This is a genomic window from Streptococcus sp. HMSC067H01 (genome assembly GCF_001814775.1).
In the GTDB taxonomy this organism is placed as follows: domain Bacteria; phylum Bacillota; class Bacilli; order Lactobacillales; family Streptococcaceae; genus Streptococcus.
In genome coordinates this window covers 167,873-194,266 of the sequence record NZ_KV817803.1, presented here as the reverse complement: position 1 = coordinate 194,266, position 26,394 = coordinate 167,873, and the positions used below count along the sequence as shown (strand labels likewise).

The following is a 26,394-nucleotide window of genomic DNA, read 5'->3' as shown; positions in this document are numbered from 1 at the left end:
AAGCGCTCCTTTCTTTAGATGGGCTAAAACCAAGATTTGGTTAAAAGATTGGATTTGGTAGTTGAGAAAGAAGGCTTTCTACAAACGAGCAGAGTTGGAATTCTAGACATGTAAATAACTGGGGAGGCAGTTAATTTTTTGTTATGAGGTTTGGGTTGAATGTTAAGCTAGTAGCTTGAATGTGACTGTTTTCAAATTCCAACTCAATTCTCGTTTCTACTACAAAAAGGGACTGGACTAAAACACTAGTCTCAGCCCCTAAGCTGTTTGTTAATACTCTTCGAAAATCAAATTCAAACCACGTCAGCTTCGCCTTGCCGTATATTTGTTACTGACTTCGTCAGTTCTATCCACAACCTCAAAACTGTGTTTTGAACAACCTGCGGCTAGCTTCCTAGTTTGCTCTTTGATTTTCATTGAGTATAAAGTTAGTATTACACTTTAGGAATATAGAGATTTCCTAGTGTAGCAGCCATAACGGCTTTGATAGTGTGCATACGGTTTTCTGCTTGGTCGAAGTGACGAGCGTACTTGCTGCGGAAGACTTCGTCTGTTACTTCCATTTCTTCTACGCCGAATTTTTCAGCAACATCTTTACCATAAACAGTGTGAGTATCGTGGAATGCTGGCAAGCAGTGTAGGAAAATCAAGTTTTCATTATTTGCTTTCTTAACGAGGTCCATATTGACTTGGTAAGGTTTAAGCATAGCTACGCGTTCTGCGAATTTATCTTCTTCACCCATAGATACCCAAACGTCGGTGTAAAGAACATCTGCCCCCTTAACTGCTTCATCAGCATCTTCAGTGATCAGAACATGAGCGCCACTTTCTTTAGCAAATCCTTCAGCCAATTCAACGATTTCTTTTTCTGGGAAGAGTTCTTTTGGTGAGAAGATGTGGACATTGACACCAAGGATAGCTCCTGTTACAAGAAGACTGTTGGCAACGTTGTTACGTCCATCACCACAGTAAACCAAGGTCAAACCTTCAAGGCGTCCGAAGTTTTCTTGTACTGTCAAATAGTCAGCGAGCATTTGAGTTGGGTGCCATTCGTCAGTTAGACCATTCCATACTGGAACACCTGAGAATTCAGCTAATTCTTCAACCATACGTTGGCTGAAGCCACGGAACTCGATACCATCGAACATACGTCCCAAAACTTTTGCTGTATCTTCAGTAGATTCTTTCTTACCTAGTTGGATATCATTGGCACCTAAATATTCTGGATGTGCTCCAAGATCGATTGCAGCAGTTGTGAAGGCTGCGCGTGTACGGGTAGAAGTTTTTTCAAATAAAAGAGCAATATTTTTACCTGCTAGGTAGTGGTGCTCAATGTTGCGTTTTTTGAGGTCTTTCAAATGAGCAGAAAGGCCAATCAAATATTCGAGCTCTGCACGGGTAAAATCTTTTTCAGCTAGAAAACTTCTTCCTTGAAATACTGAATGTGTCATTCTATAAATCCTTTTCTAACAAGCTTTAATTCTGTTAGCAGGCGCTAAACAGAGAGAGGGAGGGCTTAAATGTCTTCGCGTTCAAATGGCATAGACATACAACGAGGTCCACCACGGCCCCGAACCAATTCACTTCCGCGAATCTTAATCAAGCGAAGTCCGTATTCTTCCAAAATCTTATTGGTCACGGTATTGCGGGCATAAACAACTACCACACCAGGTGCGATGGTCAAAGTGTTGGAACCGTCATTCCATTGTTCACGAGCAGCTGCTACGATATTGCCGCCACCGCAACGGATCAAATGAACTTTTTCTATGCCAAGGTTTTGAGCAAGAAGTTCAGCCAAATCACCTTTTTCTTCAACAATCTTGAGTTTTTCATCTTCATAAGTAACAGAGTAAACATGAAGGTCACCTTCGATTTCAGGGTGAATAGTGAACTTGTCATAGTCTACCATGGTGAATACAGTATCCAAGTGCATGAATTTACGGTTGTTAGCAAATTCGAATGCTATAACTTTCTTGAAGCCAACATTTTTCTTGAAGATGTTAACCAAGAGTTTTTCAATAGAAGCTGCATCTGTACGTTGAGAAATACCTACTGCAAGAACGTCTTTAGAAAGAACTAACTCATCTCCACCTTCGATACGTGTATCTTCTTCACGGTTGTAAACCAATTCAACTTTTCCACCATAGATTGGATGGTGTTTGAAAATGTATTTACCATAAAGAGTTTCACGGTTACGAGTATCTGCATACATGTGGTTGAGGGATACGGCATTACCGATTGTAGCAAATGGGTCTCGAGTGAAGTAGAGGTTTGGCATTGGATCAATAGCAAATGGATAGTCTGACTCAACCAAGTCAGTTAAACCTTTTGCTTCTTCAGGAATTTCTGGCAATTCAGCTTTTTGAACACCAGCCATCGTTTTTTCAACCAATTCTTGGTTGTCTGTAATGCCTTGAAGCAACTCACGAATAGCAGCCTTGGTTTGACGGCCACGGATGTTGGCTTCGTTTAAATATTCCTCGATAAATTGATCGCGGATTTCTGGGGAAGTCAATGATTCAGCAGCCAGCTGCTCTAGGTAGAGAACTTCGATTCCTTCATCACGAAGAGCTTGGGCAAATGCATCATGTTCTCTTTGAGCATCTTCCAAGAAAGGAATATCATCAAAAAGAAGCCTTTCAAGATAGTCCGGCAACAAGTTTTCCAACTCCCTGCCTGGACGGTGCAACATAACTTTTTTCAGTTTTCCAATTTCTGAGAAAACATGAATTGGATGTGAAGACATGTGGATCCTCCTTTTTTCTTGTGTGTACCAAACTGTTTTGGTATCGCTTACATTTTAATATTAACACAATTTAATATGCTTTTCAAGGGAAATGATAAAGCCTAAAAGTCCTAGAAAAGCCTATTTTAAGGGATTTCTTACATTTTTTTATAAGATTATTCATAGACATGTATGTTAATTTAACTTATTTTTATATTCTATAAATTTAATGCATAAAAATATTTTTAAATTTTTTTAAAAAATTTTTTAGAGAAGCTAGATAGAGGCAAATTTTATAAGCTCTAGGAAAATAGAAACAAAAATTCCCTTTGATTATTATGCAAAAAATCAAAGGGAATTGGATATTAGATCTGTTTAGATACCAACATTTTTGAGAAGAATGGTTACAAGAGCAAGCAAGATGAAACTGATGCTATTGAGTACCATATGAACTAAGATGGATAACTCTAGACGTCGTGTACGATAAGCAGTCCAAGTGAGGACGGCAGACATCCAACCATAAATCAAGAAAGAGGGAAGATTTGAAGGCATGTGAGCAAGAAGAAATAGGAACCAACCAATAACATAGCCCAGTTTTTCATAGCCTTGGAAGAGTTTGGTCGGAATAATTCCGCGACAGATGATTTCCTCACAGATAGGTGCGATTAAAACAATGATGAAGAAACTACCAATCAGAGTGCTTTCAGAAACAAGGTTGTTAATAATTTGTTGGTTGGAAGTGGTAGTTTGATTAATGAGTTGTAACCAGATACCCCCGACAAGATTACCGACAAAGATAGTCAAATAACTCAAAACAATACGAGGAACATCAGTAATCGTTAAGAGTTTAGGTTTAAATACCAACAACTTGCTCTTATGGGCACCGTACAAAAAGATGGTGATGACAAGAATCGAAATAAGAGCTACGATAAGTGTTGACCAGATAGGATCGATCTGACTTAGTGCTAGTAGAGCTAGAGTTTGCATAGGGATTTGAGAGAGAAAGATAGCTACTAACAAGATCCCAAACCAAGCGAGTCGTTTACGAAAATCCTTAAAAAAGTTCATTGATGTGTCTCCTAAAAAATTTTATCTAATTATAACATAATTGCTGGATGGATTCTATCTGCTACCATAACAGAAGGATGCAAATGACAAATAGAATATCCCGAATCAAATGGCCGTAAAATGATACATCCTGTCTCAGATTCTTGGGAAATAAAAAACTGAGAAAGAGAGCCCCAAGACCGATGTAAAAAGCGATGGACAAAATGGTGATTGGATTACGTAGGAAGATTAAAATGGAAATAACTAGAATGGAAAAACGTACTTCCTTGCTGCTGGAATTCCTTTGTAATCTTCTCCATTTTTTCAAAGGGAGAAAGGTAACAAGGTCTACTCCAAATAGAAAAAAGAAGGAAGGCAGGATGAGGTCTACGGCTTCTTTTTGAAGTAAGTTGACAGTGACGATACTCTCTGACAGAACAAGTCCAACTCCACAGAGATTGATAATAACCATTATGCTATACAATAAAAAGATAAAGCGATTGCGATCAAGAATGCTATTTGTTTCTTGGTTGTGACTAGATAAATAATGTATAAAGGCACAAGTTCCTGATAAGGCAAATAAGGTCAGTAAAAAATAAAAGCAGGATTGTTTGAGGGCCAGAGAAGTTTCAGACCAAAAGATGCAACTACAAAGTCCAAGTTGGATTAAGGCAAAGAATAAGAGTAGTCGAATTGATTTTGTGACTTTTTCCATAAAGTATCCCCTATATTTTTTCTCATTATAGCTCAAAGATAGAAGGCAATGTGATACATTTCCCCAATTGTCAGATTTTAAGGCTGACTTGTCTTTTAAAACGAAAAAATCCCCCTTCAAGCCATTTTTTGAAGGGAGATTAAATCTTAAGTTAATCGTTTTATCGTTTAGACCAAGTGCGTTTCATAAAGAGCAAGATGATTGGGTAAATTTCAAGTCGTCCCGCAATCATGGCAAATGATAGCAGAATTTTTGAAAAAGGACTAAAGATAGAGAAGCTAGCTGTAGTACCCAAAATAGGCCCGATGTTATTAAAACAACTAAAAACAGCACTGGTAACGATCATCAGATTATTGTTATCTAGACTAATGATGAAGATTAGGCTGAGTAGTATCATGATGTAGATAACGAAGTATTTGAGAATCTTATGTTGGGTATCCTTGTCGATAACTGTTTGGTTGACATGAAGGGTCAAGACACGATGGGGAGACAAGGTAGATAAGACCTGATTTTTAGCAATTTTAGCTAAAATGAGCCCACGAATGATCTTGAGACCACCAGCAGTTGATCCAGCTGAACCTCCGATTGCCATGAGCAAGAGTAGGATAAACTGGGAGAATAAAGGCCAGCTAGTGATAGTGCCATAACCAAAACCAGTGGTGGTAATGATGTTGGATACCTGAAAGAAAGCCATCTCAAAACTTTCAGCCATTCCGTTATAGAGATGCAGTGTATTGAGGGTGATTAAGGCTGTTGAAGTTACTACGATTAGGAGATAAGCTCGAAGCTCTTCATCGAAAAAGAATTCCTTGACACGACGGAGCATAAGATAGTAGTAAAGGTTGAAATTGATCCCGAACATCAAAACACCGATACTTGTCAAATAGGTGATGAGAGAGCTTTGGTAGTGGGCAATACCGTCGTTATAGACAGTGAAACCTCCAGTTCCAGCGGTTCCCATAGCAATAACAAAACTATCGTAGAGTGGCATCCCAGCAAGGTAATAAATAACCACAAAGAGGGCGAACATAGCCAGGTAGAGTATGTAGAGGATCTGAGCTGTGTTTTTAAGCCTAGATACCACTTTACCAAATACTGGGCCAGGAACCTCTGCCTTCATAACTTCTAAGTGGCTATTTTTAGCGTTGTCCATAATCGCTAAAGCAAACACCAGCACCCCCATTCCTCCGATGAGATGGGTAAAGCTACGCCAGAATAGAAGAGAACGGCTTAAGACAGAAACATCGTTGAGGATAGTTGCTCCTGTCGTTGTAAAGCCAGAACTAATCTCAAAGAAGGCATCTATGAGATTGGGGATTTGTCTAGAAAAGACAAAAGGAAGAGCTCCAAAGAAAGACCAGAGGATCCAACATAGAGCAACAATCAAGACCCCTTCTTTTGCATAGATACGTTGTTTTTTAGGCTTGCTAATGATACCGAGAACTCCTAGAACTACAAGTATACCAATAGTAGAAAAAAGAGCTGTGAAAACTTGGCTAGATTCTCGATAATAGAGAGCAACACTAACAGGAACTAAGAGTAGTACAGCTTCTATCAAGAGTAATTTTGCGAGAAGAAAGCGAATCATACTTCTGTTCATGGCTTACCTCTCTAGCAAATCGTAAATCTTGGTGATATTTGACAGTAGCGTGATAACGACTAGCTTATCACCGACTTGAAGGCTATCTTCACCAGTTGGGAAGATGGTTTTCCCATTACGAATAATAGCAGCGATCAATAAATCTTTTTTGAATTTAAGTTGAGACAAAGGTTTGCCAGTCATTTTATTGGCTTCCTTAATGAGGAATTGGAGTGTCTCAAGCTGTCCATTTGCAAGGTGGTGCATAGCCTGAAGGTCTGAATATTGAGCATTAGCACGACCATGGATAAAGTGCATAATGGTATCGACAGCGATTGTTTTTGGTGTGATGATACTAGAAAACTCTGGAGCATGGATAATCTCTAGAAGGCTGGTTCGGTTGACTTTAGTGATATTTTTCTGAACACCTACACTATCTAAGAACATAGAAGTAATGATATTTTCTTCGTCAACGCCAGTAAGAGTTGCGACAGCATCGTAATGTTGGGCACTTTCTTCTAGGAGAATATCTTTTGCCGTTCCGTCACCTTGGACAATATAGAGTTTGGGATATTTTTGGCTGAAAAATGCTGCACGATCTGGATTGAGTTCAATGACCTTGGTATCAATACGGCTATCCTTCAAAATGCCAACGAGATAGTAAGCGATTTTTCCAGCTCCAATAATGAGTAAACTTTTAACGACACGAGATTTGACATAGTTATGAAAAAGCATCATGTCTACACGGTTACCTGTAACAAAGATCCGATCCTTATCTTGGAGGACCATATCTCCACTTGGAATCATGAGCTTATGGTCTCGCTCGATAGCACAGACGATAACATTGCCAAACTTTTTCCGGAAGTCTGCGATAGACATTTGACAGATATTGCTATCCTTACGGACAACAAATTCCATTAGACTAACCAAACCACCTGCAAAACGCTCAACAGATAGAGCATTTGGGAAATCGATAATATTAGCGATAGCACGAGCTGCAAGGAGTTCAGGATTGACAATAAGAGAGAAACCTAGAATATTTTTTTCTTTGAAATAGGGGTTGGAATATTCAGGATTGCGGACACGAACAATAGTTTCTTTAGCCCCCATTTTTTTAGCCAGAAGAGCTGAAACCATGTTGACTTCATCATACTGAGTCATAGCAATAAAAATATCACAGTCTTGGACATTAGCTACTTCTAGTATAGCAAAATCAGCTCCATTACCTGCAATTCCCATAATATCAAAACGGCTTGTCATGTAGTTAAGAACAGTTTCATTTTGTTCAATGAGGACAACATCATGATTGTCAGCGACAAGCGAACGACAGAGGGCAGATCCAACTTTTCCCCCTCCGACAAGAATAATCTTCATTTTTAAATAACCTACTTTTTCAAGATGTCTCTATCATACTCTTTTTTAGAAAAAAATGCACTCGGCAACCGACCAATTTCCCTACTAAAAGGCAAAGTTTGTCGTTTTCTTTGTTTTACTTGATAAAAACTTCTTGCCCGCAACTGAATGGATGTCTAAAATTATACAATTTTCATACTGTTTTTCTGTGATTTTTAGTCTGACTGATGCATTTCTACCTTTTGTAAATATGCTTGTAAAAAAAATGAAAAAAATCAAGTCATTTCTATTGACAATCAAGCTGAAAGTGATATACTAAAAAAGTAGTTTCGCTGATTTACTTCAAACCTGTTGTGAGGTAAGTTAACGATGCCTTAACCACACTGTTTGCTGAGCTTGACTCCGGGCAGTGTGGCTATTTTTTTGCATTAGTGAGAGGAAACAAGGCATGGCAAATCACATTGTATTATTTGAACCCCAGATACCACAAAACACAGGCAATATTGCGCGTACCTGCGCAGCAACAAATGCGCCCCTTCATATTATCAAACCAATGGGCTTTCCGATTGATGACCGTAAGATGAAGAGAGCTGGTTTGGATTATTGGGACAAACTTGAAATTTATTTCTATGATAGTTTAGATGAATTTATGGAAAAAATGGATGGCCAGGTCTACTTGATTTCTAAGTTTGCAGAAAAGGTCTATTCAGATGCAGACTTTACGACAAAAGGGGATCACTATTTTCTCTTTGGGAGGGAAGATAAGGGCTTGCCTGAAGAATTTATGCGTGAGCATCCAGAAAAGGCTCTCCGCATTCCCATGAATGATGAGCATGTTCGTAGTCTAAATGTTTCCAATACAGTATGTATGATTGTCTATGAGGCTCTCCGACAACAAAACTTTGTGGGCCTCGAACTGGTTCACACTTATGAAACAGATAAATTGAAATAAACACTTAGATAAAATGCTTGCGCTTGCAAGCTTTTTTTGTTATCATAAAGGGGTCTTCAGGGCTGGGTGAGATTCCCGACCGGCGGTGACTTTTACTCGAAAATGTTCTTTTCCTTTTATACTTTGTTGCCAAGCTTTGCTAACCAAAAGTTATGCCTATAGCTTGTTGCCTAGTCTAAAAGAAAAATCTTCATTTCCATATTCTAAAAGAAGTCCGCGAGCGCAAGCTGATGTGGTGAGATTCCACAACCGACAGTATAGTCTGGATGGGAGAAGACGAAAGGATAGCTTTGTCTATTCTACTTCATTTTATAGTAAATTAGAACCACCTGTTTAATAGGATTGGGTTGTTTTTTGAGATAGGGTAAGAGAGTAGATAGAGAGAAACTTTCCAACTTCTTCTGATTTTATAGAAAATTGGAGGAACCTGTTATGACAAACACACGTCGACTTTCGACCATTGCAATTTTATCAGCACTTTCATTTGTGTTGATGTACTTTGACTTTCCGCTTCTACCTGCGGCGTCCTTCTTAAGGATTGAGTTCAGTATCTTACCAGTTCTTGTGGGCTTGGTGGTGATGGATTTGCCTGCAGCTTTAGGAGTCATCTTCCTTCGTTCTTTGTTGAAATTACTGTTGAACAATCAAGGAGTCAGCACTTATATCGGCCTACCGATGAATATTGTTGCTTTAGGAGTATTTGTGATTGCTTTTGGTTTGATTTGGAAAAAAGAGCGTACAACCATGCGTTTTGTCCTAGCTTCAGTAGCTGGCACACTTGGTCTAACTTTGGCCATGTTAGTTCTGAACTACGTCTATGCTGTCCCTTTATACGCTAAGTTTGCCAACTTTGATATTGAGAAAATTTTAGGACTGAGCAACTATCTGCTGACTATGGTTTTGCCTTTTAATCTAATCGAAGGCATTATCTTTGCTCTTGCATTTTGGTTGATTTATGTCCTCTTGAAACCAACTTTAAAACATTATGAAAGATAAACAAACATATTTAACAAAGGGCTCTTTTGCCCTTTTGCTTTTTGTAATTCTGGGTTATGTCGTTAAATTTTATCCAGAACAATTGATACCATTTGATACGTCTATTCAGACAGCTATCCGTGGAGATTTACCTGCTACATTGACAACTGTCTTTCGTGTGATTACTCGTCTGATTGACTTACCAATCGTTATTTCTTGGGCAATTCTATTGACTGCAATCTTTTATCTGAAAAAGTGGAAGAGCGAAAGCCTCTTGGTAGCTGGTAATCTTAGCTTGGCTGGAATTTTAATTGTGTCTCTAAAACACCTCTATCAACGTCCGCGACCAGATATTTTACATTTAGTAGAGGAGAAGGGTTTTTCTTTCCCAAGTGGACACTCACTGGCAGTAACCCTCTTAATCGGCTCTCTAATTATCATAGTGGGTCAAAGAGTGAAAGATAGGACTGTAAGACTCATCCTCCAGATTTTACTGGGAATCTACCTAGTAAGTGTGATCATTTCCAGAGTATATTTGGGCGTCCACTATCCGTCTGATGTTCTTGCCAGTCTCTGTCTGGGTCTTGGAATTCTCTTCATTGAATTTCCTTTTTATGACAAACTTCGCTTTCAATGGCGCTTTACAGGCAAGCAAAAGTGAGAATCAAACTTTTTTGAGGAGGTTAAAATGAAAGTCAACATAAAAAATCTCCAGCCAACACAACTTTACTTATCAGAGAAGAAGTTAAAAGCTATCCAGAATCTTTATCAGTCAGCGGAAACTTTTAATATGGATCCAATCAGTGTTCTTTCATTTGGAGATCGTTTGCTGATTACAGATGGGCATCACAGGGCTTATCAGGCTATGTTGCTAGGTCAAGATACGATTTCTGCTGAGTGGGATAAAGATGGTGGTGATGAGATATATGCCCTTTATGCGCAAGTTTGCGAGGAAAGAAAGATATACTCTGTTCTTGATTTAAAAAATCATATCTTATCCCAAGATGAGTATGAAGCAAAATGGTATAACTGGTGTGATGGTTTTAATCAAGCAACGACTCTCTTGTTGAAAAGGAAGTTAAAGTGAAACAAATCATTCAAATAGATAGTTCTTTACGCTTGGTTCCTTATTTTTTAGCGGATCATCGTGATGTAGCTTTGACTTGGTATCAGGATGTGGACTTGGTTGAACTTGTAGATGGAGTCAGAATCCCCTATAATGTAGAAAAATTGAATGATATGTATTCCTATTTAGAAAAATACGGGGATTTGTTTTGGATTGAGTTTAGAGAAAAGGGAGAGTGGCTTCCAATTGGGGATGTAACCTTATCTCAGGAGAATCTTCCTATTGTGATTGGCAAGACTTATCAACATCAAGGAATTGGACGCAAGGTATTGAAGACTTTGATTGATCTAGCTCGGAAAAAGGGTTGGAAACAATTGAAAGTTCAAGAAATCTATGATTTCAATTATGCCTCCAGACGATGTTTTGAGTCCCTTGGATTTGTGGAGAGCGGAAGTACTGAAAAAGGGACAAGCCTGCTCTTAAAGCTGGGCTCCTACTAAACTTTATTATTTTTTATTAATCGCTCAAAACAGAGCGGTTTTTTGTTTGTAGTTCAGGACTCTTTCACGAAAGAAATGATAGTCAAAGCCAGTAATAAAATTTCTCTAAAAATAAAATTTTTCTCTTGCATTTGGAATAGAATAGTGTATAATAGAAAGGTATGCGAAAAGCATACTTGTGGGAGGTAAAAATCTTACATTACCGCCAAAACCACAAAGGAGGATTTAAAAATGGCTAAAAAAGTCGAAAAACTTGTAAAATTGCAAATCCCTGCTGGTAAAGCTACACCAGCTCCACCGGTTGGACCTGCTCTTGGTCAAGCTGGTATCAACATCATGGGATTCACAAAAGAGTTCAACGCTCGTACAGCTGATCAAGCTGGTATGATCATTCCAGTTGTTATCTCAGTTTACGAAGATAAATCATTTACTTTCATCACTAAAACACCACCAGCTGCTGTTCTTTTGAAAAAAGCTGCAGGTGTTGAAAAAGGATCAGGTACACCTAACAAAACTAAAGTTGCTTCAGTTACTCGTGCGCAAGTACAAGAAATTGCTGAAACTAAGATGCCAGATTTGAACGCTGCAAACCTTGAGTCTGCAATGCGTATGATCGAAGGTACTGCTCGTTCTATGGGATTCAACGTTGTTGACTAATCAATAACATCCCAAGATAACCCGCAAGACTTCATCATTTCGAGAAGTGACGTGGGAGATGAAAATCGATTGAACCACTTACAAGGAGAATAGAAAATGGCTAAAAAAAGCAAACAACTTCGTGCTGCTCTTGAGAAAATCGACAGCACAAAAGCATACAGCGTAGAAGAAGCTGTAGCTCTTGCAAAAGAAACTAACTTTGCAAAATTTGACGCAACTGTAGAAGTTGCTTACAACTTGAACATTGACGTGAAAAAAGCTGACCAACAAATCCGTGGAGCAATGGTATTGCCAAACGGTACTGGTAAAACAGCTCGCGTTCTTGTATTTGCACGTGGTGCAAAAGCTGAAGAAGCTAAAGCTGCTGGTGCAGACTTCGTTGGTGAAGACGACCTTGTTGCTAAAATCAACGACGGTTGGTTGGACTTCGACGTAGTTATCGCTACACCTGACATGATGGCTCTTGTTGGACGTCTTGGACGTGTCCTTGGACCACGTAACTTGATGCCAAACCCTAAAACTGGTACTGTAACAATGGATGTTGCTAAAGCAGTTGAAGAGTCTAAAGGTGGTAAAATCACTTACCGTGCAGACCGTGCAGGTATCGTACAAGCGATCATCGGTAAAGTTTCATTTGAAGCTGACAAGTTGGTTGAAAACTTCAAAGCATTCAACGAAACAATCCAAAAAGCTAAACCAGCTACTGCTAAAGGTACTTACGTAACAAGCTTGACAATCACAACTACTCAAGGTGTGGGTATCAAGGTTGACGTTAACTCACTTTAATAAGTAAATAATCAAAAGGTTGGGACATTTTGTCTCAACCTTTTGATTTTTCTCAAAATAAAGAAATCTAGCGTATAGATAAGCAAGCAAAAGTATGTGAAAAAACATCTAGATAGAAAATTCAGAAAATTTGCTCTTTTGTATTGAAAATTTTTGAAAAAATGGTATCATAGTAACAAGCTATTTTTAAGAGAAGAGAAAGGGGTAGAATGGAGAAAATCATTTTAGACTCACCAAAGTCAGGTTCAGAACTCGTTTTGGAAACACTTCGTGACTTAGGAATCGATACGATTTTTGGTTATCCAGGCGGAGCTGTATTGCCTTTGTATGATGCTATTTATAATTTTAAAGGTATTCGCCATATTCTAGGTCGCCATGAACAAGGTTGTCTTCATGAAGCTGAAGGTTATGCTAAGTCAACAGGAAAACTTGGTGTCGCAGTCGTCACAAGTGGACCGGGAGCAACGAATGCCATTACAGGTATTGCAGATGCCATGAGCGATAGTGTTCCCCTTTTGGTCTTCACAGGGCAAGTCGCAAGAGCGGGAATCGGTAAGGATGCTTTCCAAGAAGCGGATATCGTTGGTATCACCATGCCAATCACCAAGTATAACTATCAGGTGCGCGAAACAGCGGATATTCCACGGATTATTACGGAAGCTGTCCATATTGCAACTACAGGTCGTCCTGGGCCGGTCGTCATTGACTTACCAAAAGATGTTTCTGCCCTTGAGACGGATTTCGTCTATTCATCGGAGATAGATTTACCAAGTTATCAACCAACTCTAGAGCCTAATGAGATGCAAATCAAGAAAATCTTGAAACAGTTGTCTAAGGCTAAGAAACCAGTTTTGTTAGCTGGTGGTGGAATTAGCTATGCAGAGGCTGCAACAGAGTTAAATGAATTTGCAGAACGTTATCAAATTCCTGTTGTTACCAGTCTTTTGGGACAGGGAACGATAGCAACTAGTCATCCACTATTTTTGGGAATGGGCGGAATGCATGGTTCCTTTGCAGCAAATATTGCTATGACTGAAGCTGACTTTATGATTTCTATTGGTTGTCGCTTTGATGATCGCTTGACTGGAAATCCTAAGACCTTTGCTAAGAATGCTAAAGTTGCTCACATTGACATTGACCCAGCTGAGATTGGGAAGATTATAGCTGTTGATATCCCTGTTGTTGGAGATGCCAAGAAGGCCTTAGAGCTCTTGCTCTCTGAACCAACTGTTCATAATAACACAGAGAAATGGATTGAGAAAGTCACTCAAGATAAGAACCGTGTTCGTTCTTACGATAAGAAGGAACGTGTCGTGCAACCACAAGCAGTTATAGAACGTGTGGGTGAACTGACCAAAGGCGATGCCATTGTCGTAACAGACGTTGGGCAACATCAAATGTGGACAGCCCAATACTATCCTTACCAAAATGAGCGTCAACTGGTAACGTCAGGTGGTCTAGGAACCATGGGATTTGGCGTTCCTGCAGCCATCGGAGCCAAGATTGCAAATCCGGATAAGGAAGTTGTTCTCTTTGTTGGAGATGGTGGTTTCCAGATGACCAATCAGGAACTGGCAATCTTGAATGTTTACAAGATTCCAATCAAGGTCATTATGCTCAATAACCATTCGCTTGGGATGGTTCGCCAGTGGCAGGAGTCTTTCTATGAAGGAAGAACTTCGGAGTCTGTATTTGAAACACTACCTGATTTTCAGCTTATGGCTCAGGCTTATGGGATTCAAAATTATAAGTTTGACAATCCTGAGACCTTGGCAAAGGATTTAGAAGTCATTTTGGAAGATGTACCAATGTTTATCGAGGTAGATATTTCTCGTAAAGAGCATGTTTTACCGATGGTACCAGCTGGTAAGAGTAATCATGAGATGTTGGGGGTGAAGTTCAATGCGTAGAATGTTAACAGCAAAACTTCAAAATCGCTCAGGAGTGCTAAACCGTTTTACAGGTGTGCTTTCTCGCCGTCAGGTCAACATTGAAAGTATCTCTGTTGGAGCAACGGAAGATCCGAATGTATCACGCATTACCCTGATCATTGATGTCGCTTCACATGATGAAGTTGAGCAAATCATCAAACAACTCAATCGTCAGATTGATGTGATTCGCATTCGTGATATCACAGATAAACCCCACTTGGAACGTGAAGTTATCCTCGTAAAGGTTTCAGCACCTGCTGAAAAACGTGCAGAGATTCTGGCTATTATCCAGCCTTTCCGTGCAACGGTAGTTGATGTGGCTCCAAGTTCCATTACCATTCAAATGACTGGAAATGCAGAAAAGAGCGAAGCTTTATTACGAGTGATTCGACCATATGGGATTCGCAATATCGCTCGTACGGGTGCAACTGGATTTACCCGCGATTAAAAATCCAACTTAAATTTGTTAAACCAGCCTAAAAGGAAATAAATAATAGAAAAGAGAGAAAAACTATGGCAGTTCAAATGGAATACGAAAAAGATGTTAAAGTAGCAGCACTTGACGGTAAAAAAATCGCCGTTATCGGATATGGCTCACAAGGTCATGCTCACGCTCAAAACTTGCGTGATACAGGCCATGATGTGATCATCGGTGTGCGCCCAGGTAAGTCTTTTGACAAAGCAAAAGAAGATGGATTTGAGACTTACACAGTAGCTGAAGCTACTAAATTGGCTGATGTTATCATGATCTTGGCACCAGATGAAATCCAAGCTGACCTTTATGCGGAAGAAGTAGCTCCAAACTTGGAAGCTGGTAATGCACTTGGTTTCGCACATGGATTTAACATCCACTTTGAATTTATCAAAGCACCAGAAAGTGTTGACGTATTCATGTGTGCTCCTAAAGGGCCAGGTCACTTGGTACGTCGTACCTTCGAAGAAGGATTTGGTGTTCCAGCGCTTTATGCAGTTTACCAAGACGCGACTGGAAATGCTAAAGATATCGCTATGGACTGGGCTAAAGGTGTTGGTTCAGCACGCGTTGGTCTTCTTGAAACAAGCTTTAAAGAAGAAACTGAAGAAGATTTGTTTGGTGAACAAGCAGTTCTTTGTGGTGGTTTAACTGCCTTGATGGAAGCAGGATTCGAAGTCTTGACTGAAGCTGGTTATGCCCCAGAATTAGCTTACTTCGAAGTTCTTCACGAAATGAAACTCATCGTTGACTTGATCTACGAAGGTGGATTCAAGAAAATGCGTCAATCAATTTCTAACACTGCCGAGTATGGGGACTATGTTTCAGGTCCACGTGTAATCACTGACCAAGTGAAAGAAAATATGAAGGCTGTTCTTGCTGATATCCAAAATGGTAAATTTGCAAACGACTTCGTAAACGACTATAAAGCTGGTCGTCCAAAATTAACTGCCTACCGTGAACAAGCAGCTGACCTTGAGATTGAAAAAGTTGGTGTTGAATTACGTAAAGCAATGCCATTTGTCGGCAAAAATGACGATGATGCCTTTAAGATCTATAACTAATATGTAAACATGAAGGCGAGTTGGGGGGACCGAGCTCGCTTTCACATTTTGATCCTTTCAAGAAAGAGAAAATATGATAAGTGCAAAAGATGTGGTGAAAGCCCATAAAGTTTTGAATGGTGTAGTGGTTGAAACTCCACTAGAATATGATCATTATCTGTCGGAAAAATATGGTGCCAAGATTTATCTTAAAAAAGAAAATGCCCAACGAGTGCGTTCTTTTAAGATTCGTGGAGCTTATTATGCCATTTCGCAACTGACTAAGGAAGAACGTGAACGTGGAGTAGTTTGTGCATCAGCGGGCAATCATGCTCAAGGAGTAGCTTACACTTGTAATGAAATGAAGATTCCTGCAACAATTTTCATGCCCATTACAACACCGCAACAAAAAATTGGTCAGGTCCGTTTCTTTGGAGGAGACTTTGTAACTATTAAATTGGTTGGAGATACCTTTGATGCTTCCGCTAAAGCAGCACAAGAGTTTACTCTAGCTGAAAATCGTACTTTTATTGATCCATTTGATGATGCCAATGTTCAAGCAGGACAGGGAACCGTTGCTTATGAAATTTTGGAAGTAGCACGCAAAGAATCTATAGCCTTTGACACTGTTCTAGTACCTGTTGGTGGAGGTGGTTTGATCGCTGGAGTTTCTACTTATATAAAGGAAACAAATCCAGAGATTGATGTCATTGGAGTAGAAGCCAATGGAGCCCGATCAATGAAGGCGGCCTTTGAAGCGGGTGGGCCTGTCAAACTAAAGGAAATTGACAAATTTGCTGACGGCATTGCAGTTCAGAAGGTTGGGGAATTAACCTATGAAGCGACACGTAAACATGTTGAAACGCTTATTGGTGTAGATGAAGGATTGATTTCTGAAACCTTAATCGATCTCTACTCTAAACAAGGAATTGTAGCAGAGCCTGCAGGAGCTGCCAGCATTGCGGCCTTGGAAGTTTTGTCCGACTACATCAAGGGTAAAACCATTTGTTGTATCATTTCTGGAGGGAATAATGACATCAACCGTATGCCAGAGATGGAAGAACGTGCCTTGATTTATGATGGTATCAAGCATTACTTTGTAGTGAATTTCCCACAACGTCCGGGAGCACTTCGAGAGTTTGTAAATGATATCTTAGGACCAAATGATGATATTACTCGTTTTGAGTATATCAAACGAGCTAGTAAGGGAACAGGACCAGTTTTAATAGGAATTGCTTTATCTGATAAGCACGACTATGCTAGCCTTATTCGTAGAATGGAAAGTTTTGACCCAGCCTATATTAATTTGAATGGCAATGAAACTCTTTATAATATGCTTGTTTAATTTCCTATGAAATTTTTATCATATTATTTGCCTAACCTATTTACGAGTGCTATAATGTAAGTGAAGAAAGGGGGAGATTCCCATGGTTTTACAAGTTATACTTGTTCTATTTATTCTAATGCTTATTGTTGGAGCTATTTTAGTGAGCTCTATCTATGTCGTTCGACAACAGTCGGTGGCTATTATTGAACGGTTCGGTAAGTATCAAAAGTTGAGCAACAGTGGTATTCATCTACGTGCACCTTTTGGCATTGATAAGATTGCCGCTCGAGTACAATTACGACTCTTGCAAAGTGAAATCGTAGTAGAAACCAAGACCCAAGATAACGTATTCGTTACTATGAATGTTGCGACACAATACCGTGTAAATGAGCAAAACGTTACTGATGCTTACTATAAACTAATGAGACCTGAAGCTCAAATCAAATCTTATATTGAAGATGCATTGCGTTCATCTGTTCCTAAGTTAACTTTGGATGAATTGTTTGAGAAAAAGGATGAAATTGCATTAGAGGTTCAAAAACAAGTAGCAGAAGAAATGTCAACGTATGGGTACATTATCGTTAAGACGCTCATTACCAAAGTAGAGCCGGATGCCGAAGTCAAACAATCTATGAACGAGATCAATGCTGCTCAACGTAAAAGAGTGGCAGCACAAGAATTGGCTGAAGCAGATAAAATTAAGATCGTAACAGCGGCCGAAGCAGAGGCAGAAAAAGATCGCCTACATGGTGTGGGGATCGCAGAGCAACGTAAAGCAATTGTTGATGGACTTGCTGATTCTATTATCGAATTAAAAGGAGCCAATGTTGAATTAACTGAAGAGCAAATTATGTCAATCCTATTAACCAACCAGTATTTAGATACATTGAATAATTTTGCAGAAAAAGAAGGTAATAATACAATTTTCTTGCCAGCAAATCCTAATGGAGTTGAAGATATACGAACCCATATATTATCGGCTTTGAAAGCTAAGTAAATATAATCTTAACGTTTTATTTGATTGACTATATGTTTTTTTATTGACAAATCCCTTAAAAACATATACAATTAAATATCGTAAAGAATAAAATAGGAGAAAAACATGGCTAAGTCTAACTTTGAAAAAGTAGAATCAGTTGTTAGCTGGGTTCGTGATAAGAAGATCACTGGTTATCGTATTTCTAAAGAAACGAATGCACGTGAAATGTCTATCATTGCTCTGGCTCAAGGACGTGCAAAAGTTAAAAATATTTCCTTTGAAACAGCCCTTGGATTAATTGATTTCTATGAAAAAAATCATGAAAAATTTGAAGATTAATCTTTGGATACCAGCAGACTCTACTTTAGGGTCTGCTTTTTATTTACGAGACTATAAAATAGCCTTACTATGATCTGCTCAACGAGTCTATTTGTTAGAATGAACTAGCTTGATAGGGAACTGAGTGATTTTAGTTATAAAAATCTAAGAAAAGATCAGGAATATAACTAGTGTCATTTCGTGATTAGGAAGCAGGAGACAGAGGCTAGCGAGCACAGGAGTGAGTTTTCAAATACATAAAAGAGGCTGGGACAAAAGTCCTAGCCTCTCAATTGTCTTTGGATTGTCGAGCAAGACGCAGTGGTTGAGTGGTCTCTACTACGCTGATTTCATCAGCTTTTACAGCCCTACTCAACTGTGCGGAGGTGGGACGACGAAATCGAATTCTAACGAATTACCGATTTCTGTCCCACTCTCAATTTTTGTGAGTAATAAGTTTTTGATTTTTTTGTCAATGAGACTTTCAAGAGTCTTTTTACAAATCTTCATCCACAACTTTCAAGAATCCAGTGGATAGTTATAGCCTAGAGGGCTGGGACTAGGAAATCGAGACCTTGTCTACGGATTTCAATCCCATCGCCTTTTTTATCCTAAATAACGTTGTAAAAACTCTCGTGTTCGTTCTTCTTTTGGATTGGTAAAGAGGACTTCAGGTTTTCCTTCTTCTGCGATGACACCCTTGTCCATAAAGATGACGCGGTTAGAAACATCGCGAGCAAATTCCATCTCGTGGGTTACGACAATCATGGTCAAGCCTTCTTGAGCCAAATCTTGCATGATTTTAAGAACTTCACCAACCATCTCAGGGTCAAGAGCGGATGTAGGTTCATCAAAGAGAATGGCATCTGGATTCATAGAAAGAGCGCGGGCAATGGCAACACGTTGTTTTTGACCGCCGGAAAGCTGTTTAGGTTTAGCCTGCCAGTAGCGTTCTCCCATACCAACTTTATCGAGATTTTCTTTAGCAATTTTTTCAGCTTCTGCACGTTCACGCTTGAGGACAGTTGTCTGAGCGACAATGGTATTTTCAAGAACGTTGAGGTTTTCAAAGAGATTAAAGGATTGGAAAACCATCCCTAGTTTTTCACGGTAGTGAGTGAGGTCGTAGCCTTTTTCTAGGACGTTATCACCGTGATAGAGGATTTCTCCCTCGGTTGGTGTTTCTAGTAGGTTGATAGAACGTAGGAAAGTTGATTTACCACTACCCGAACTTCCGATGATAGAAATAACTTCTCCCTTGTGAACAGTGAGAGAGATATCTTTTAGGACCTCATTTTGTCCGTAGGATTTTTTGAGGTTTTTGATTTCAAGGATTGGTTGACTCATTATTTCAAATCCTCCGTTTGCATTTGGTTAGCACCTGTCGTATAGGTATCCATATCCATACGACGTTCGATAAAGCGTAAGATACGGGTTACGGTAAAGGTGAGGACAAAGTAGATAACAGCGATAATGGTAAATGTTTGGAAGTATTGGTAGGTTTGGGTTGCTACCGTATTTCCTGAGAAGTAAAGCTCTACAACAGAGATAACATTCAGTACAGAAGTATCCTTGATGTTGATGACAAATTCATTACCAGTTGCAGGTAGGATGTTGCGAACGACCTGTGGTAGGACAACCTTACGCATGGTTTGATTGTGGGTCATACCAAGTGCAGTCGCTGCTTCGAATTGTCCCTTGTCAACGGCTAGAATACCACCACGGACGATTTCCGTCATGTAGGCACCAGTGTTGATAGAAACGATAAAGATTGCAGCAAGTGTACGGTCAAGATTGATTCCGAAAGCTTGGGCAGTTCCATAGTAGATAACCATAGATTGTACGATCATCGGTGTACCACGGAAGATTTCAATATAGACACTGAGTAACCAGCCAAGTGCTTTTTGCAAGACTGCTACAAAGTTGTTTTCAGAGAGTGGGGCAGTACGGAAGACACCGATTGCTAGACCAATAACCAAACCTGTGATAGTACCGATGATGGAAATCAAAAGTGTGATACCAGCTCCTCGCAAGAGTTGTTGCCAGTTTTCTGCAAGAATTTTTGCCACTTGAGCAAAGAAACTGCTTTGTTCTTCGCTACTGGTAGCTTCAACAGGTTGCTCCTTAATCATACGATCCATTAGGGCAACTTGCTCATCTTTAGTGATGGTTTCGATGCTTGCATTGATTTGACTGATACGTTCGTCATCCTTTCGAAGACCGATAGCGATAGAAGTATCTTCTTCTCCAGTTTTAAAACCAGGTTCAGGCTGAATCATTTTGAACTTAGCGTTCGCTGACTCGGCAGTTAGGGCCTCTGGTCGTTCAGAAACATAGGCATCAATAACACCAGCTTCAAGAGCTTGACGCATCTGAGCAAAATCACCCATGGCTGTTTCTTTCTTAGCACCTGGGATTTGTGAAATCAAATCATAAAGGTAAACCCCTTGCTGAGAGGTGATTTTAGCACCATCAAAATCGTTTAAGGTTGTAGCGTTGGCGTAGATAGAGTCTTTCTTAACTAAAAGAACGGGTTCACTAGTGTAGTAGCTACTTGAAAAAGCAATTTCTTGCTTACGCTCAGCAGTGGGACTCATACCAGCGATGATCATGTCGATCTTTCCAGAAGTAAGGGCTGGAACCAGACCTTCCCATTTTGTCTTAACAATGAGGGGTTCTTTTCCTAAATCCTTAGCAATTTTCTTGGCAATCTGAACGTCATAACCATTGGCGTACTGGTTGGTTCCGTCAATCTTGACAGCACCGTTGCTATCGTCGTCTTGTGTCCAGTTGAAGGGAGCGTATGCTGCTTCCATCCCGATGCGTAAATATTCATCAGCTTGGACAGGATTCATCAGGCCTAGGGTTAATGCTAGACCTGTAAATATAGATAAGAATAATTTCTTCATGTGTTCTCCTATTTCTAGTCTCAAAATGACTTCTCTCTATTGTATCGAAAATTAGCAAGTTTTTCAATCCTAGTAAACCCTTACTTGGAAAAAAATGATATAATGAGAAAAAGGTCAAAAGAGGCTATATTATGAAAAAAAGATGGTTAATAGTACTTATATTTACTTGTCTGATAATTGTTCCCAAACTGGTTTTTGCAGTGGAGTTTAGCATTCCATCCTATAAAGGAGAACTGTATATTCATGCAGATAATACCGCTGAATTTAGGCAGAAGATAGTTTACCAGTTTGAGGATGATTTTAATGGGCAAATCGTGGGTCTTGGTCGTGCAGGCAAGATGCCTAGCGGATTTGAAATTGATCCTGATCCAAAGGTTGAGGCCTTTAAAAATGGTCATAAAATCGAAAATTTTACTAGCGAAGTGACAGAAGAAACGAATGGTTATACTGTTAAAGTTTATAATCCAGGTCAGGAAGGGGACAGGGTCGAAGTGGAACTTACCTGGCGATTGAAAAATCTTCTTTTCTTATATGATGATATCGCTGAATTAAATTGGCAACCCTTAACAGATAGTTCAGAATCTATTGAAAAGTTTGAGTTTCATGTAAGGGGAGATAAGGGGGCTGAAAAACTCTTTTTCCACACAGGGCAACTCTTTAGAGAGGGAAGGATTGAACAGAGTGGTCATGACTATACTATTCGTTTAGATAATCTTCCGTCTAAGCGTGGAGTTGAATTGCATGCCTACTGGCCTCGAACCGATTTTGCTAGCGCTATGGACCAGGGCTTAAAAGGAAATCGTTTAGAAGAGTTTAACAAGATAGAAGACTCGATTGTAAGAGAAAAAGAGCAGAGTAAATATCTAGTTACTTTGGTGGTTCCTTTGATTTCTTCACTTTCCTTGTTATTAAGTATCTGCTTCTATTTTATTTATAAAAGAAAGACAAGTCCTTCAGTCAAATATGCCAAAAATCATCGTCTCTATGAACCGCCGATGGAATTAGAGCCTATGATTTTATCTGAAGCTGTTTACTCTACTTCCTTGGAGGAAGTGAGTCCTCTAATTAAAGGAGCAGGCAAATTTACCTTCAACCAACTTATTCAGGCTACCTTACTAGATGTAATCGACCGTGGTAATGTCTCTATTATTTCAGAAGGAGATGCAGTTACTTTAAGGTTGGTAAAAGAAGATGGCTTGGCAAGCTTTGAGAGGACCTGTTTAAATCTGGCCTTTTCAGGTAAAAAAGAAGTTGCTGTTTCTGATTTGTTTGCAGATTATAAGGTCTCTGAGAGTCTTTACCGTGGAGCAAAAGCTGCTGATGAAAGACGGATTCAAACAAAAGGTCGTAAGCTCAAATATTCTTTTGAAAGAGCATTGAAAGAGATGCAAGAAGGGGTCAAGGACCGAGTCGCTTTCTTGGGGCTGCCAAAATATTATCGCCCCTTGACTAGCGGGGAAAAGGTCTTGCAAGTGAGCATGGGTGTTTCTACTATTTTCCCACTAATCATCGGATTTGGTTTGTTCTTGTATAGTTTGGACGTTCATGGCTATCTTTACCTGCCCTTGCCAATACTTGGCTTAATAGGTTTAGTTTTGGCTGCTTTCTATTATTGGAAGATTCGACTAGATAATCGTGATGGTGTTCTAAATGAAGTAGGAGCTGAGGTCTATTATCTTTGGACGAGTTTTGAAAATATGTTACGTGAGATTGCACGACTGGATCAGGCTGAATTGGAAAGTATTGTTGTTTGGAATCGTCTATTAGTGTATGCAACTTTGTTTGGATATGCTGACAAGGTTAGCCATTTGATGAAGGTTCACCAGATCCAAGTTGAAAATCCAGATATCAATCTCTATGTAGCCTATGGCTGGCATAGCATGTTTTACCATTCAACAGCGCAAATGAGCCATTATGCCAGTGTCGCAAATACGGCAAGTACTTACTCAGTATCTTCTAGTAATGGAAGTTCTGGAGGCGGCTTCTCAGGCGGTGGCGGTGGCGGTAGCATCGGTGCCTTTTAAAGAAAACTAAACACAGTTTATAAAAGTATGATATAATGGAGGATAGAAAAAGGAGTTATCTATGTATCTTATTGAAATTTTAAAATCTATCTTTTTTGGTATTGTTGAAGGAATTACGGAATGGTTGCCGATTTCAAGTACAGGTCACTTGATCCTAGCAGAAGAGTTTGTCCAGTATAAAGACCAGAGTGAAGCCTTCATGTCTATGTTTAACGTAGTTATTCAACTCGGAGCTATTTTAGCGGTTATGGTTATCTACTTTAACAAGCTTAATCCCTTCAAAGCTGGTAAGGATAAGGTGCAAGTCCGTAAAACTTGGCAGTTATGGTCCAAGGTTTTTGTAGCGACCCTACCTCTTCTCCTTGTCTTTAAGTTTGATGACTGGTTTGATACTCATTTCCATAATATGGTGTCAGTGGCTATTATGTTGATTGTTTATGGGGTTGCCTTTATCTATCTTGAAAAACGCAACAAAGCGCAAGCGATTGAGCCAACAGTTACTGAGTTAGACAAATTACCTTATAAAACAGCCCTTTATATCGGTCTTTTCCAAGTCTTGGCCCTTCTACCAGGGACTAGCCGTTCCGGAGCAACTATCGTAGGTGGTTTGTTGAATGGGACTAGTCGTTCAGTGGTAACAGAATTTACCTTCTATCTAGGAATTCCAGTTATGTTTGGAGCCAGCGCTTTGAAGATTTTTAAATTTATCAAAGCGGGAGAAGTCTTGAGTTTTGGTCAATTCTTCTTGCTCTTGGTAGCAATGGTAGTGGCTTTTGCAGTCAGCATGGTTGCCATTCGTTTCTTGACCAGCTATGTGAAAAAACACGACTTTACGATGTTTGGTAAATACCGTATTGTCCTAGGTAGTGTATTACTACTTTATAGCTTCGTTCGATTATTTGTATAAGAAAAAAGAGGCTGGGCAAAAAGTCTTTAAAATCAAAAAACGTATAATATCAGATGTTGAAAAACCTTGATACTATGCGTTTTATTGTGGAAAGATTTACTTCATTTACTCCTGAAATTGAGTTTTTGTCCAAGCTATTTTAAAATCCAGTCACAGTGACTCCCAATAAGCGGGTTCCCTTATCTTTATCGGCTAGAGATTCATAAAGCTGGATAGCGGTTTGAGCAATGATTTCCTCATTCTGCGTGCTTTCCGACAAGCTTTTCCGTTTGGTAAGGGTAGAAAAGTCATTATAGCGGATTTTTAGAATAACTATTTTACCGGACTTTTCGTGTTTTTGGAGGCTGAGGGCGACTTTTCCAGAGAGGATGGTCAGCTCTTTTTTAATATCTTCTTCTGACTGGAGACTTTTCCGATAGGTTTTTTCTTTCCCAATCGACTTGCGAATGCGACTGGGCTTGACAGGAGAATTATGAATACCACGAGCCTTTCGATAAAGGTCAAAGCCTAGTCGGCCGAAACGATCAATGAGAGTGATTTCTGGAATTTCAAGTAGGTCTCTCCCTGTAAAAACACCCATCTGGTGGAGTTTTTCTACTGTCTTTTTACCAACACCATGAAATTTGGCAATATCCATCTCCTTGAGAAAATCTTCTGCCTCATCAGGGAGAATAACTGTCAAACCATGAGGTTTTTGATAATCGCTAGCCATTTTAGCTAGGAACTTATTGTAGGAAACACCAGCAGAAGCAGTTAGATGAAGTTCTTGCCAGATATCATTTTGAATCAAGCGAGCTATTTTGACTGCAGACTTGATCCCCAGTTTGTTTTCAGTGACATCCAGATAGGCTTCATCAATACTCATGGGTTCAATGATGTCTGTATAGCGTCTGAAGATAGAGCGGATTTGCTGGCCAACTGCCAGATACTTGTCGTAATTCCCAGAAATAAAGACAGCTTGAGGACAACGTTCGTAAGCTTCTTTAGAGCTCATGGCAGAGTGGATTCCAAAAGCTCTTGCCTCGTAGCTACAGGTTGAAACAACACCTCGGCCCCCTGTTTTTCGAGGGTCATTTCCAATAATGACTGGCTCCCCTCGGAGATTTGGATTATCTCTGATTTCTACCGCAGCAAAAAAGGCATCCATGTCAATATGGATGATCTTTCTTGATGTGTCGTTCATTAAAGGAAAAATCAGCATGCTATCTCCTTTGCTAGGGTGTTCTTCTTTTCCATTATACTCTTTTTCTGAAAAAATGAAAACTAAGTAGTTTTTTCAAAACTATAATACAGTTTTATTTATTTTTGAAACTGTATTAGAAAAGAAAGTGCTAAAAAAGAGATTTTCTACTTGTTGAAATCGTTTACTGTATGTTATACTGAGTACATGAATGTAACAGATGACTGTTACTAGAAAGAAAAAAGAGGACATTAACATGGTTGTTAAGACAGTTGTTGAAGCACAAGACATTTTTGACAAAGCCTGGGAAGGCTTTAAGGGTGTTGACTGGAAAGAAAAAGCAAGTGTATCTCGTTTCGTTCAAGCAAACTACACACCTTACGATGGAGATGAAAGCTTCCTTGCAGGCCCAACAGAACGTTCACTTCACATCAAAAAAATCGTAGAAGAAACTAAAGCACATTACGAAGAAACTCGTTTCCCAATGGACACTCGTCCAACATCTATCGCTGATATCCCTGCAGGATTCATCGACAAAGAAAACGAAGTTATCTTTGGTATCCAAAATGACGAACTCTTCAAATTGAACTTCATGCCAAAAGGTGGTATCCGTATGGCTGAAACTACTTTGAAAGAAAATGGATACGAACCAGATCCAGCTGTTCACGAAATTTTCACAAAATATGTAACAACTGTTAACGACGGTATCTTCCGTGCTTACACTTCAAACATCCGTCGTGCTCGCCACGCTCACACTGTAACTGGTCTTCCAGATGCATACTCACGTGGACGTATCATCGGTGTTTATGCACGTCTTGCTCTTTACGGTGCAGACTACTTGATGCAAGAAAAAGTTAACGATTGGAACTCAATCGAGGAAATCGATGAAGAAACAATCCGTCTTCGTGAAGAAATCAACCTTCAATATCAAGCATTGCAACAAGTTGTA

Annotated in this window: 24 protein-coding genes, 1 pseudogene and 1 riboswitch; of the genes and pseudogenes, 16 read left to right on the top strand and 9 right to left on the bottom strand. The window is 39.5% G+C overall.

The genetic code is table 11. From position 1 onward, the window contains the following. Nucleotides 1-434: 434 nt before the first annotated feature. From argF to trkA, 6 genes are all read right to left on the bottom strand, one after another. On the bottom strand, nucleotides 435-1,451 hold the full coding sequence (gene argF, locus HMPREF2987_RS07410) for an ornithine carbamoyltransferase (RefSeq protein ID WP_075229985.1): 1,017 nt from the start codon (nucleotides 1,449-1,451) through the stop codon (nucleotides 435-437). 65 nt (nucleotides 1,452-1,516) lie between these two features. Next, nucleotides 1,517-2,746, bottom strand: a complete 1,230-nt coding sequence (gene arcA / locus HMPREF2987_RS07405) for an arginine deiminase (RefSeq protein ID WP_075229984.1) — start codon at nucleotides 2,744-2,746, stop codon at nucleotides 1,517-1,519. A 354-nt stretch (nucleotides 2,747-3,100) separates the two neighbouring features. Continuing rightward, complete coding sequence (locus tag HMPREF2987_RS07400; protein WP_075229983.1) at nucleotides 3,101-3,793, bottom strand: CPBP family intramembrane glutamic endopeptidase; 693 nt, start codon at nucleotides 3,791-3,793, stop codon at nucleotides 3,101-3,103. A gap of 61 nt (nucleotides 3,794-3,854) precedes the next feature. After that, entirely contained in the window at nucleotides 3,855-4,487 is a 633-nt protein-coding gene (locus HMPREF2987_RS07395) for a hypothetical protein (protein ID WP_075229982.1), read from the bottom strand. Between the two features lie 160 nt (nucleotides 4,488-4,647). Then, nucleotides 4,648-6,087, bottom strand: coding sequence for a TrkH family potassium uptake protein (locus HMPREF2987_RS07390; RefSeq protein ID WP_075229981.1), 1,440 nt, complete (start codon nucleotides 6,085-6,087; stop codon nucleotides 4,648-4,650). A gap of 3 nt (nucleotides 6,088-6,090) precedes the next feature. Then, nucleotides 6,091-7,440: a Trk system potassium transporter TrkA gene (gene trkA, locus HMPREF2987_RS07385; RefSeq protein ID WP_075229980.1), complete on the bottom strand. Its 1,350-nt coding sequence runs from the start codon at nucleotides 7,438-7,440 to the stop codon at nucleotides 6,091-6,093. Between the two features lie 427 nt (nucleotides 7,441-7,867). Between trkA and HMPREF2987_RS07380 the strand changes: the two genes are divergently transcribed. From HMPREF2987_RS07380 to HMPREF2987_RS07320, 13 genes and pseudogenes are all read left to right on the top strand, one after another. Beyond that, nucleotides 7,868-8,371 carry a tRNA (cytidine(34)-2'-O)-methyltransferase gene (locus HMPREF2987_RS07380; RefSeq protein WP_075229979.1) on the top strand — a complete coding sequence of 168 codons (504 nt, stop codon included), beginning with the start codon at nucleotides 7,868-7,870 and terminating at the stop codon, nucleotides 8,369-8,371. A 48-nt stretch (nucleotides 8,372-8,419) separates the two neighbouring features. Continuing rightward, nucleotides 8,420-8,653, top strand: a riboswitch (FMN riboswitch). A 150-nt stretch (nucleotides 8,654-8,803) separates the two neighbouring features. Next, nucleotides 8,804-9,367, top strand: a complete 564-nt coding sequence (locus HMPREF2987_RS07375; protein WP_075229978.1) for an ECF transporter S component — start codon at nucleotides 8,804-8,806, stop codon at nucleotides 9,365-9,367. Then, a complete protein-coding gene (locus tag HMPREF2987_RS07370) occupies nucleotides 9,357-10,007 on the top strand; it encodes a phosphatase PAP2 family protein (RefSeq protein WP_075229977.1) in 651 nt (216 codons plus the stop codon). The genes HMPREF2987_RS07375 and HMPREF2987_RS07370 overlap by 11 nt, the downstream gene beginning before the upstream one ends. 27 nt (nucleotides 10,008-10,034) lie before the next feature. Further along, nucleotides 10,035-10,455, top strand: a pseudogene (locus HMPREF2987_RS07365) (chromosome partitioning protein ParB). After that, nucleotides 10,430-10,912 (top strand): GNAT family N-acetyltransferase, encoded by a 483-nt coding sequence (locus HMPREF2987_RS07360; RefSeq protein WP_075229975.1) that lies wholly within the window; start codon nucleotides 10,430-10,432, stop codon nucleotides 10,910-10,912. Before HMPREF2987_RS07365 ends, HMPREF2987_RS07360 begins: the two are co-directional and overlap by 26 nt. A 231-nt stretch (nucleotides 10,913-11,143) precedes the next feature. Then, nucleotides 11,144-11,569 (top strand): 50S ribosomal protein L11, encoded by a 426-nt coding sequence (rplK, locus tag HMPREF2987_RS07355; RefSeq protein ID WP_001085804.1) that lies wholly within the window; start codon nucleotides 11,144-11,146, stop codon nucleotides 11,567-11,569. A gap of 96 nt (nucleotides 11,570-11,665) precedes the next feature. Then, the gene (rplA, locus tag HMPREF2987_RS07350) at nucleotides 11,666-12,355 is read left to right on the top strand and encodes a 50S ribosomal protein L1 (RefSeq protein WP_001085672.1); all 690 of its coding nucleotides are present in this window, start codon (nucleotides 11,666-11,668) and stop codon (nucleotides 12,353-12,355) included. A 209-nt stretch (nucleotides 12,356-12,564) separates the two neighbouring features. Beyond that, nucleotides 12,565-14,265, top strand: coding sequence for an acetolactate synthase large subunit (locus HMPREF2987_RS07345; protein ID WP_075229974.1), 1,701 nt, complete (start codon nucleotides 12,565-12,567; stop codon nucleotides 14,263-14,265). After that, a complete protein-coding gene (gene ilvN / locus HMPREF2987_RS07340; RefSeq protein WP_075229973.1) occupies nucleotides 14,258-14,734 on the top strand; it encodes an acetolactate synthase small subunit in 477 nt (158 codons plus the stop codon). The genes HMPREF2987_RS07345 and ilvN overlap by 8 nt, the downstream gene beginning before the upstream one ends. A gap of 65 nt (nucleotides 14,735-14,799) precedes the next feature. Then, the gene (gene ilvC, locus HMPREF2987_RS07335) at nucleotides 14,800-15,822 is read left to right on the top strand and encodes a ketol-acid reductoisomerase (RefSeq protein WP_075229972.1); all 1,023 of its coding nucleotides are present in this window, start codon (nucleotides 14,800-14,802) and stop codon (nucleotides 15,820-15,822) included. A 73-nt stretch (nucleotides 15,823-15,895) separates the two neighbouring features. Then, nucleotides 15,896-17,146, top strand: a complete 1,251-nt coding sequence (gene ilvA, locus HMPREF2987_RS07330) for a threonine ammonia-lyase IlvA (protein WP_075229971.1) — start codon at nucleotides 15,896-15,898, stop codon at nucleotides 17,144-17,146. A gap of 82 nt (nucleotides 17,147-17,228) precedes the next feature. Beyond that, nucleotides 17,229-18,125 carry an SPFH domain-containing protein gene (locus HMPREF2987_RS07325; protein WP_075229970.1) on the top strand — a complete coding sequence of 299 codons (897 nt, stop codon included), beginning with the start codon at nucleotides 17,229-17,231 and terminating at the stop codon, nucleotides 18,123-18,125. A gap of 105 nt (nucleotides 18,126-18,230) precedes the next feature. Then, nucleotides 18,231-18,446, top strand: a complete 216-nt coding sequence (locus tag HMPREF2987_RS07320; protein ID WP_001130043.1) for a capsule biosynthesis transcriptional regulator — start codon at nucleotides 18,231-18,233, stop codon at nucleotides 18,444-18,446. 585 nt (nucleotides 18,447-19,031) lie between these two features. Here HMPREF2987_RS07320 and HMPREF2987_RS07315 read toward each other — a convergent pair. Continuing rightward, complete coding sequence (locus HMPREF2987_RS07315; RefSeq protein ID WP_075229969.1) at nucleotides 19,032-19,772, bottom strand: amino acid ABC transporter ATP-binding protein; 741 nt, start codon at nucleotides 19,770-19,772, stop codon at nucleotides 19,032-19,034. Then, entirely contained in the window at nucleotides 19,772-21,334 is a 1,563-nt protein-coding gene (locus HMPREF2987_RS07310) for an ABC transporter substrate-binding protein/permease (protein ID WP_075229968.1), read from the bottom strand. Before HMPREF2987_RS07310 ends, HMPREF2987_RS07315 begins: the two co-directional genes overlap by 1 nt. A gap of 131 nt (nucleotides 21,335-21,465) precedes the next feature. On the opposite strand from HMPREF2987_RS07310, the gene HMPREF2987_RS07305 reads away from it, so the two are divergent. Beyond that, on the top strand, nucleotides 21,466-23,358 hold the full coding sequence (locus HMPREF2987_RS07305; RefSeq protein ID WP_075229967.1) for a DUF2207 domain-containing protein: 1,893 nt from the start codon (nucleotides 21,466-21,468) through the stop codon (nucleotides 23,356-23,358). A 61-nt stretch (nucleotides 23,359-23,419) separates the two neighbouring features. Then, complete coding sequence (locus tag HMPREF2987_RS07300; RefSeq protein ID WP_075229966.1) at nucleotides 23,420-24,265, top strand: undecaprenyl-diphosphate phosphatase; 846 nt, start codon at nucleotides 23,420-23,422, stop codon at nucleotides 24,263-24,265. Nucleotides 24,266-24,404: 139 nt separating this feature from the next. On the opposite strand, the gene dinB is transcribed toward HMPREF2987_RS07300, so the two are convergent. Beyond that, complete coding sequence (gene dinB / locus HMPREF2987_RS07295) at nucleotides 24,405-25,466, bottom strand: DNA polymerase IV (protein ID WP_075229965.1); 1,062 nt, start codon at nucleotides 25,464-25,466, stop codon at nucleotides 24,405-24,407. A gap of 235 nt (nucleotides 25,467-25,701) precedes the next feature. Here dinB and HMPREF2987_RS07290 point away from each other — a divergent pair. Further along, nucleotides 25,702-26,394 (top strand): pyruvate formate lyase family protein (locus HMPREF2987_RS07290; protein WP_306806754.1); only part of this gene is annotated, 693 nt, incomplete at its 3' end.

Excerpts from the sequence above, each read along its gene's own strand:
- HMPREF2987_RS07320 (WP_001130043.1), top strand. The coding sequence starts at position 18,231 with ATGGCTAAGTCTAACTTTGAAAAAGTAGAATCAGTTGTTAGCTGGGTT.
- dinB (WP_075229965.1), bottom strand. The coding sequence starts at position 25,466 with ATGCTGATTTTTCCTTTAATGAACGACACATCAAGAAAGATCATCCAT.
- trkA (WP_075229980.1), bottom strand. The coding sequence starts at position 7,440 with ATGAAGATTATTCTTGTCGGAGGGGGAAAAGTTGGATCTGCCCTCTGT.
- HMPREF2987_RS07375 (WP_075229978.1), top strand. The coding sequence starts at position 8,804 with ATGACAAACACACGTCGACTTTCGACCATTGCAATTTTATCAGCACTT.
- HMPREF2987_RS07345 (WP_075229974.1), top strand. The coding sequence starts at position 12,565 with ATGGAGAAAATCATTTTAGACTCACCAAAGTCAGGTTCAGAACTCGTT.
- argF (WP_075229985.1), bottom strand. The coding sequence starts at position 1,451 with ATGACACATTCAGTATTTCAAGGAAGAAGTTTTCTAGCTGAAAAAGAT.
- arcA (WP_075229984.1), bottom strand. The coding sequence starts at position 2,746 with ATGTCTTCACATCCAATTCATGTTTTCTCAGAAATTGGAAAACTGAAA.
- HMPREF2987_RS07315 (WP_075229969.1), bottom strand. The coding sequence starts at position 19,772 with ATGAGTCAACCAATCCTTGAAATCAAAAACCTCAAAAAATCCTACGGA.
- HMPREF2987_RS07370 (WP_075229977.1), top strand. The coding sequence starts at position 9,357 with ATGAAAGATAAACAAACATATTTAACAAAGGGCTCTTTTGCCCTTTTG.
- HMPREF2987_RS07395 (WP_075229982.1), bottom strand. The coding sequence starts at position 4,487 with ATGGAAAAAGTCACAAAATCAATTCGACTACTCTTATTCTTTGCCTTA.
- rplK (WP_001085804.1), top strand. The coding sequence starts at position 11,144 with ATGGCTAAAAAAGTCGAAAAACTTGTAAAATTGCAAATCCCTGCTGGT.
- HMPREF2987_RS07300 (WP_075229966.1), top strand. The coding sequence starts at position 23,420 with ATGTATCTTATTGAAATTTTAAAATCTATCTTTTTTGGTATTGTTGAA.
- ilvC (WP_075229972.1), top strand. The coding sequence starts at position 14,800 with ATGGCAGTTCAAATGGAATACGAAAAAGATGTTAAAGTAGCAGCACTT.
- rplA (WP_001085672.1), top strand. The coding sequence starts at position 11,666 with ATGGCTAAAAAAAGCAAACAACTTCGTGCTGCTCTTGAGAAAATCGAC.
- HMPREF2987_RS07390 (WP_075229981.1), bottom strand. The coding sequence starts at position 6,087 with ATGAACAGAAGTATGATTCGCTTTCTTCTCGCAAAATTACTCTTGATA.
- HMPREF2987_RS07305 (WP_075229967.1), top strand. The coding sequence starts at position 21,466 with ATGAAAAAAAGATGGTTAATAGTACTTATATTTACTTGTCTGATAATT.
- HMPREF2987_RS07325 (WP_075229970.1), top strand. The coding sequence starts at position 17,229 with ATGGTTTTACAAGTTATACTTGTTCTATTTATTCTAATGCTTATTGTT.
- ilvA (WP_075229971.1), top strand. The coding sequence starts at position 15,896 with ATGATAAGTGCAAAAGATGTGGTGAAAGCCCATAAAGTTTTGAATGGT.
- HMPREF2987_RS07380 (WP_075229979.1), top strand. The coding sequence starts at position 7,868 with ATGGCAAATCACATTGTATTATTTGAACCCCAGATACCACAAAACACA.
- HMPREF2987_RS07400 (WP_075229983.1), bottom strand. The coding sequence starts at position 3,793 with ATGAACTTTTTTAAGGATTTTCGTAAACGACTCGCTTGGTTTGGGATC.
- HMPREF2987_RS07310 (WP_075229968.1), bottom strand. The coding sequence starts at position 21,334 with ATGAAGAAATTATTCTTATCTATATTTACAGGTCTAGCATTAACCCTA.
- ilvN (WP_075229973.1), top strand. The coding sequence starts at position 14,258 with ATGCGTAGAATGTTAACAGCAAAACTTCAAAATCGCTCAGGAGTGCTA.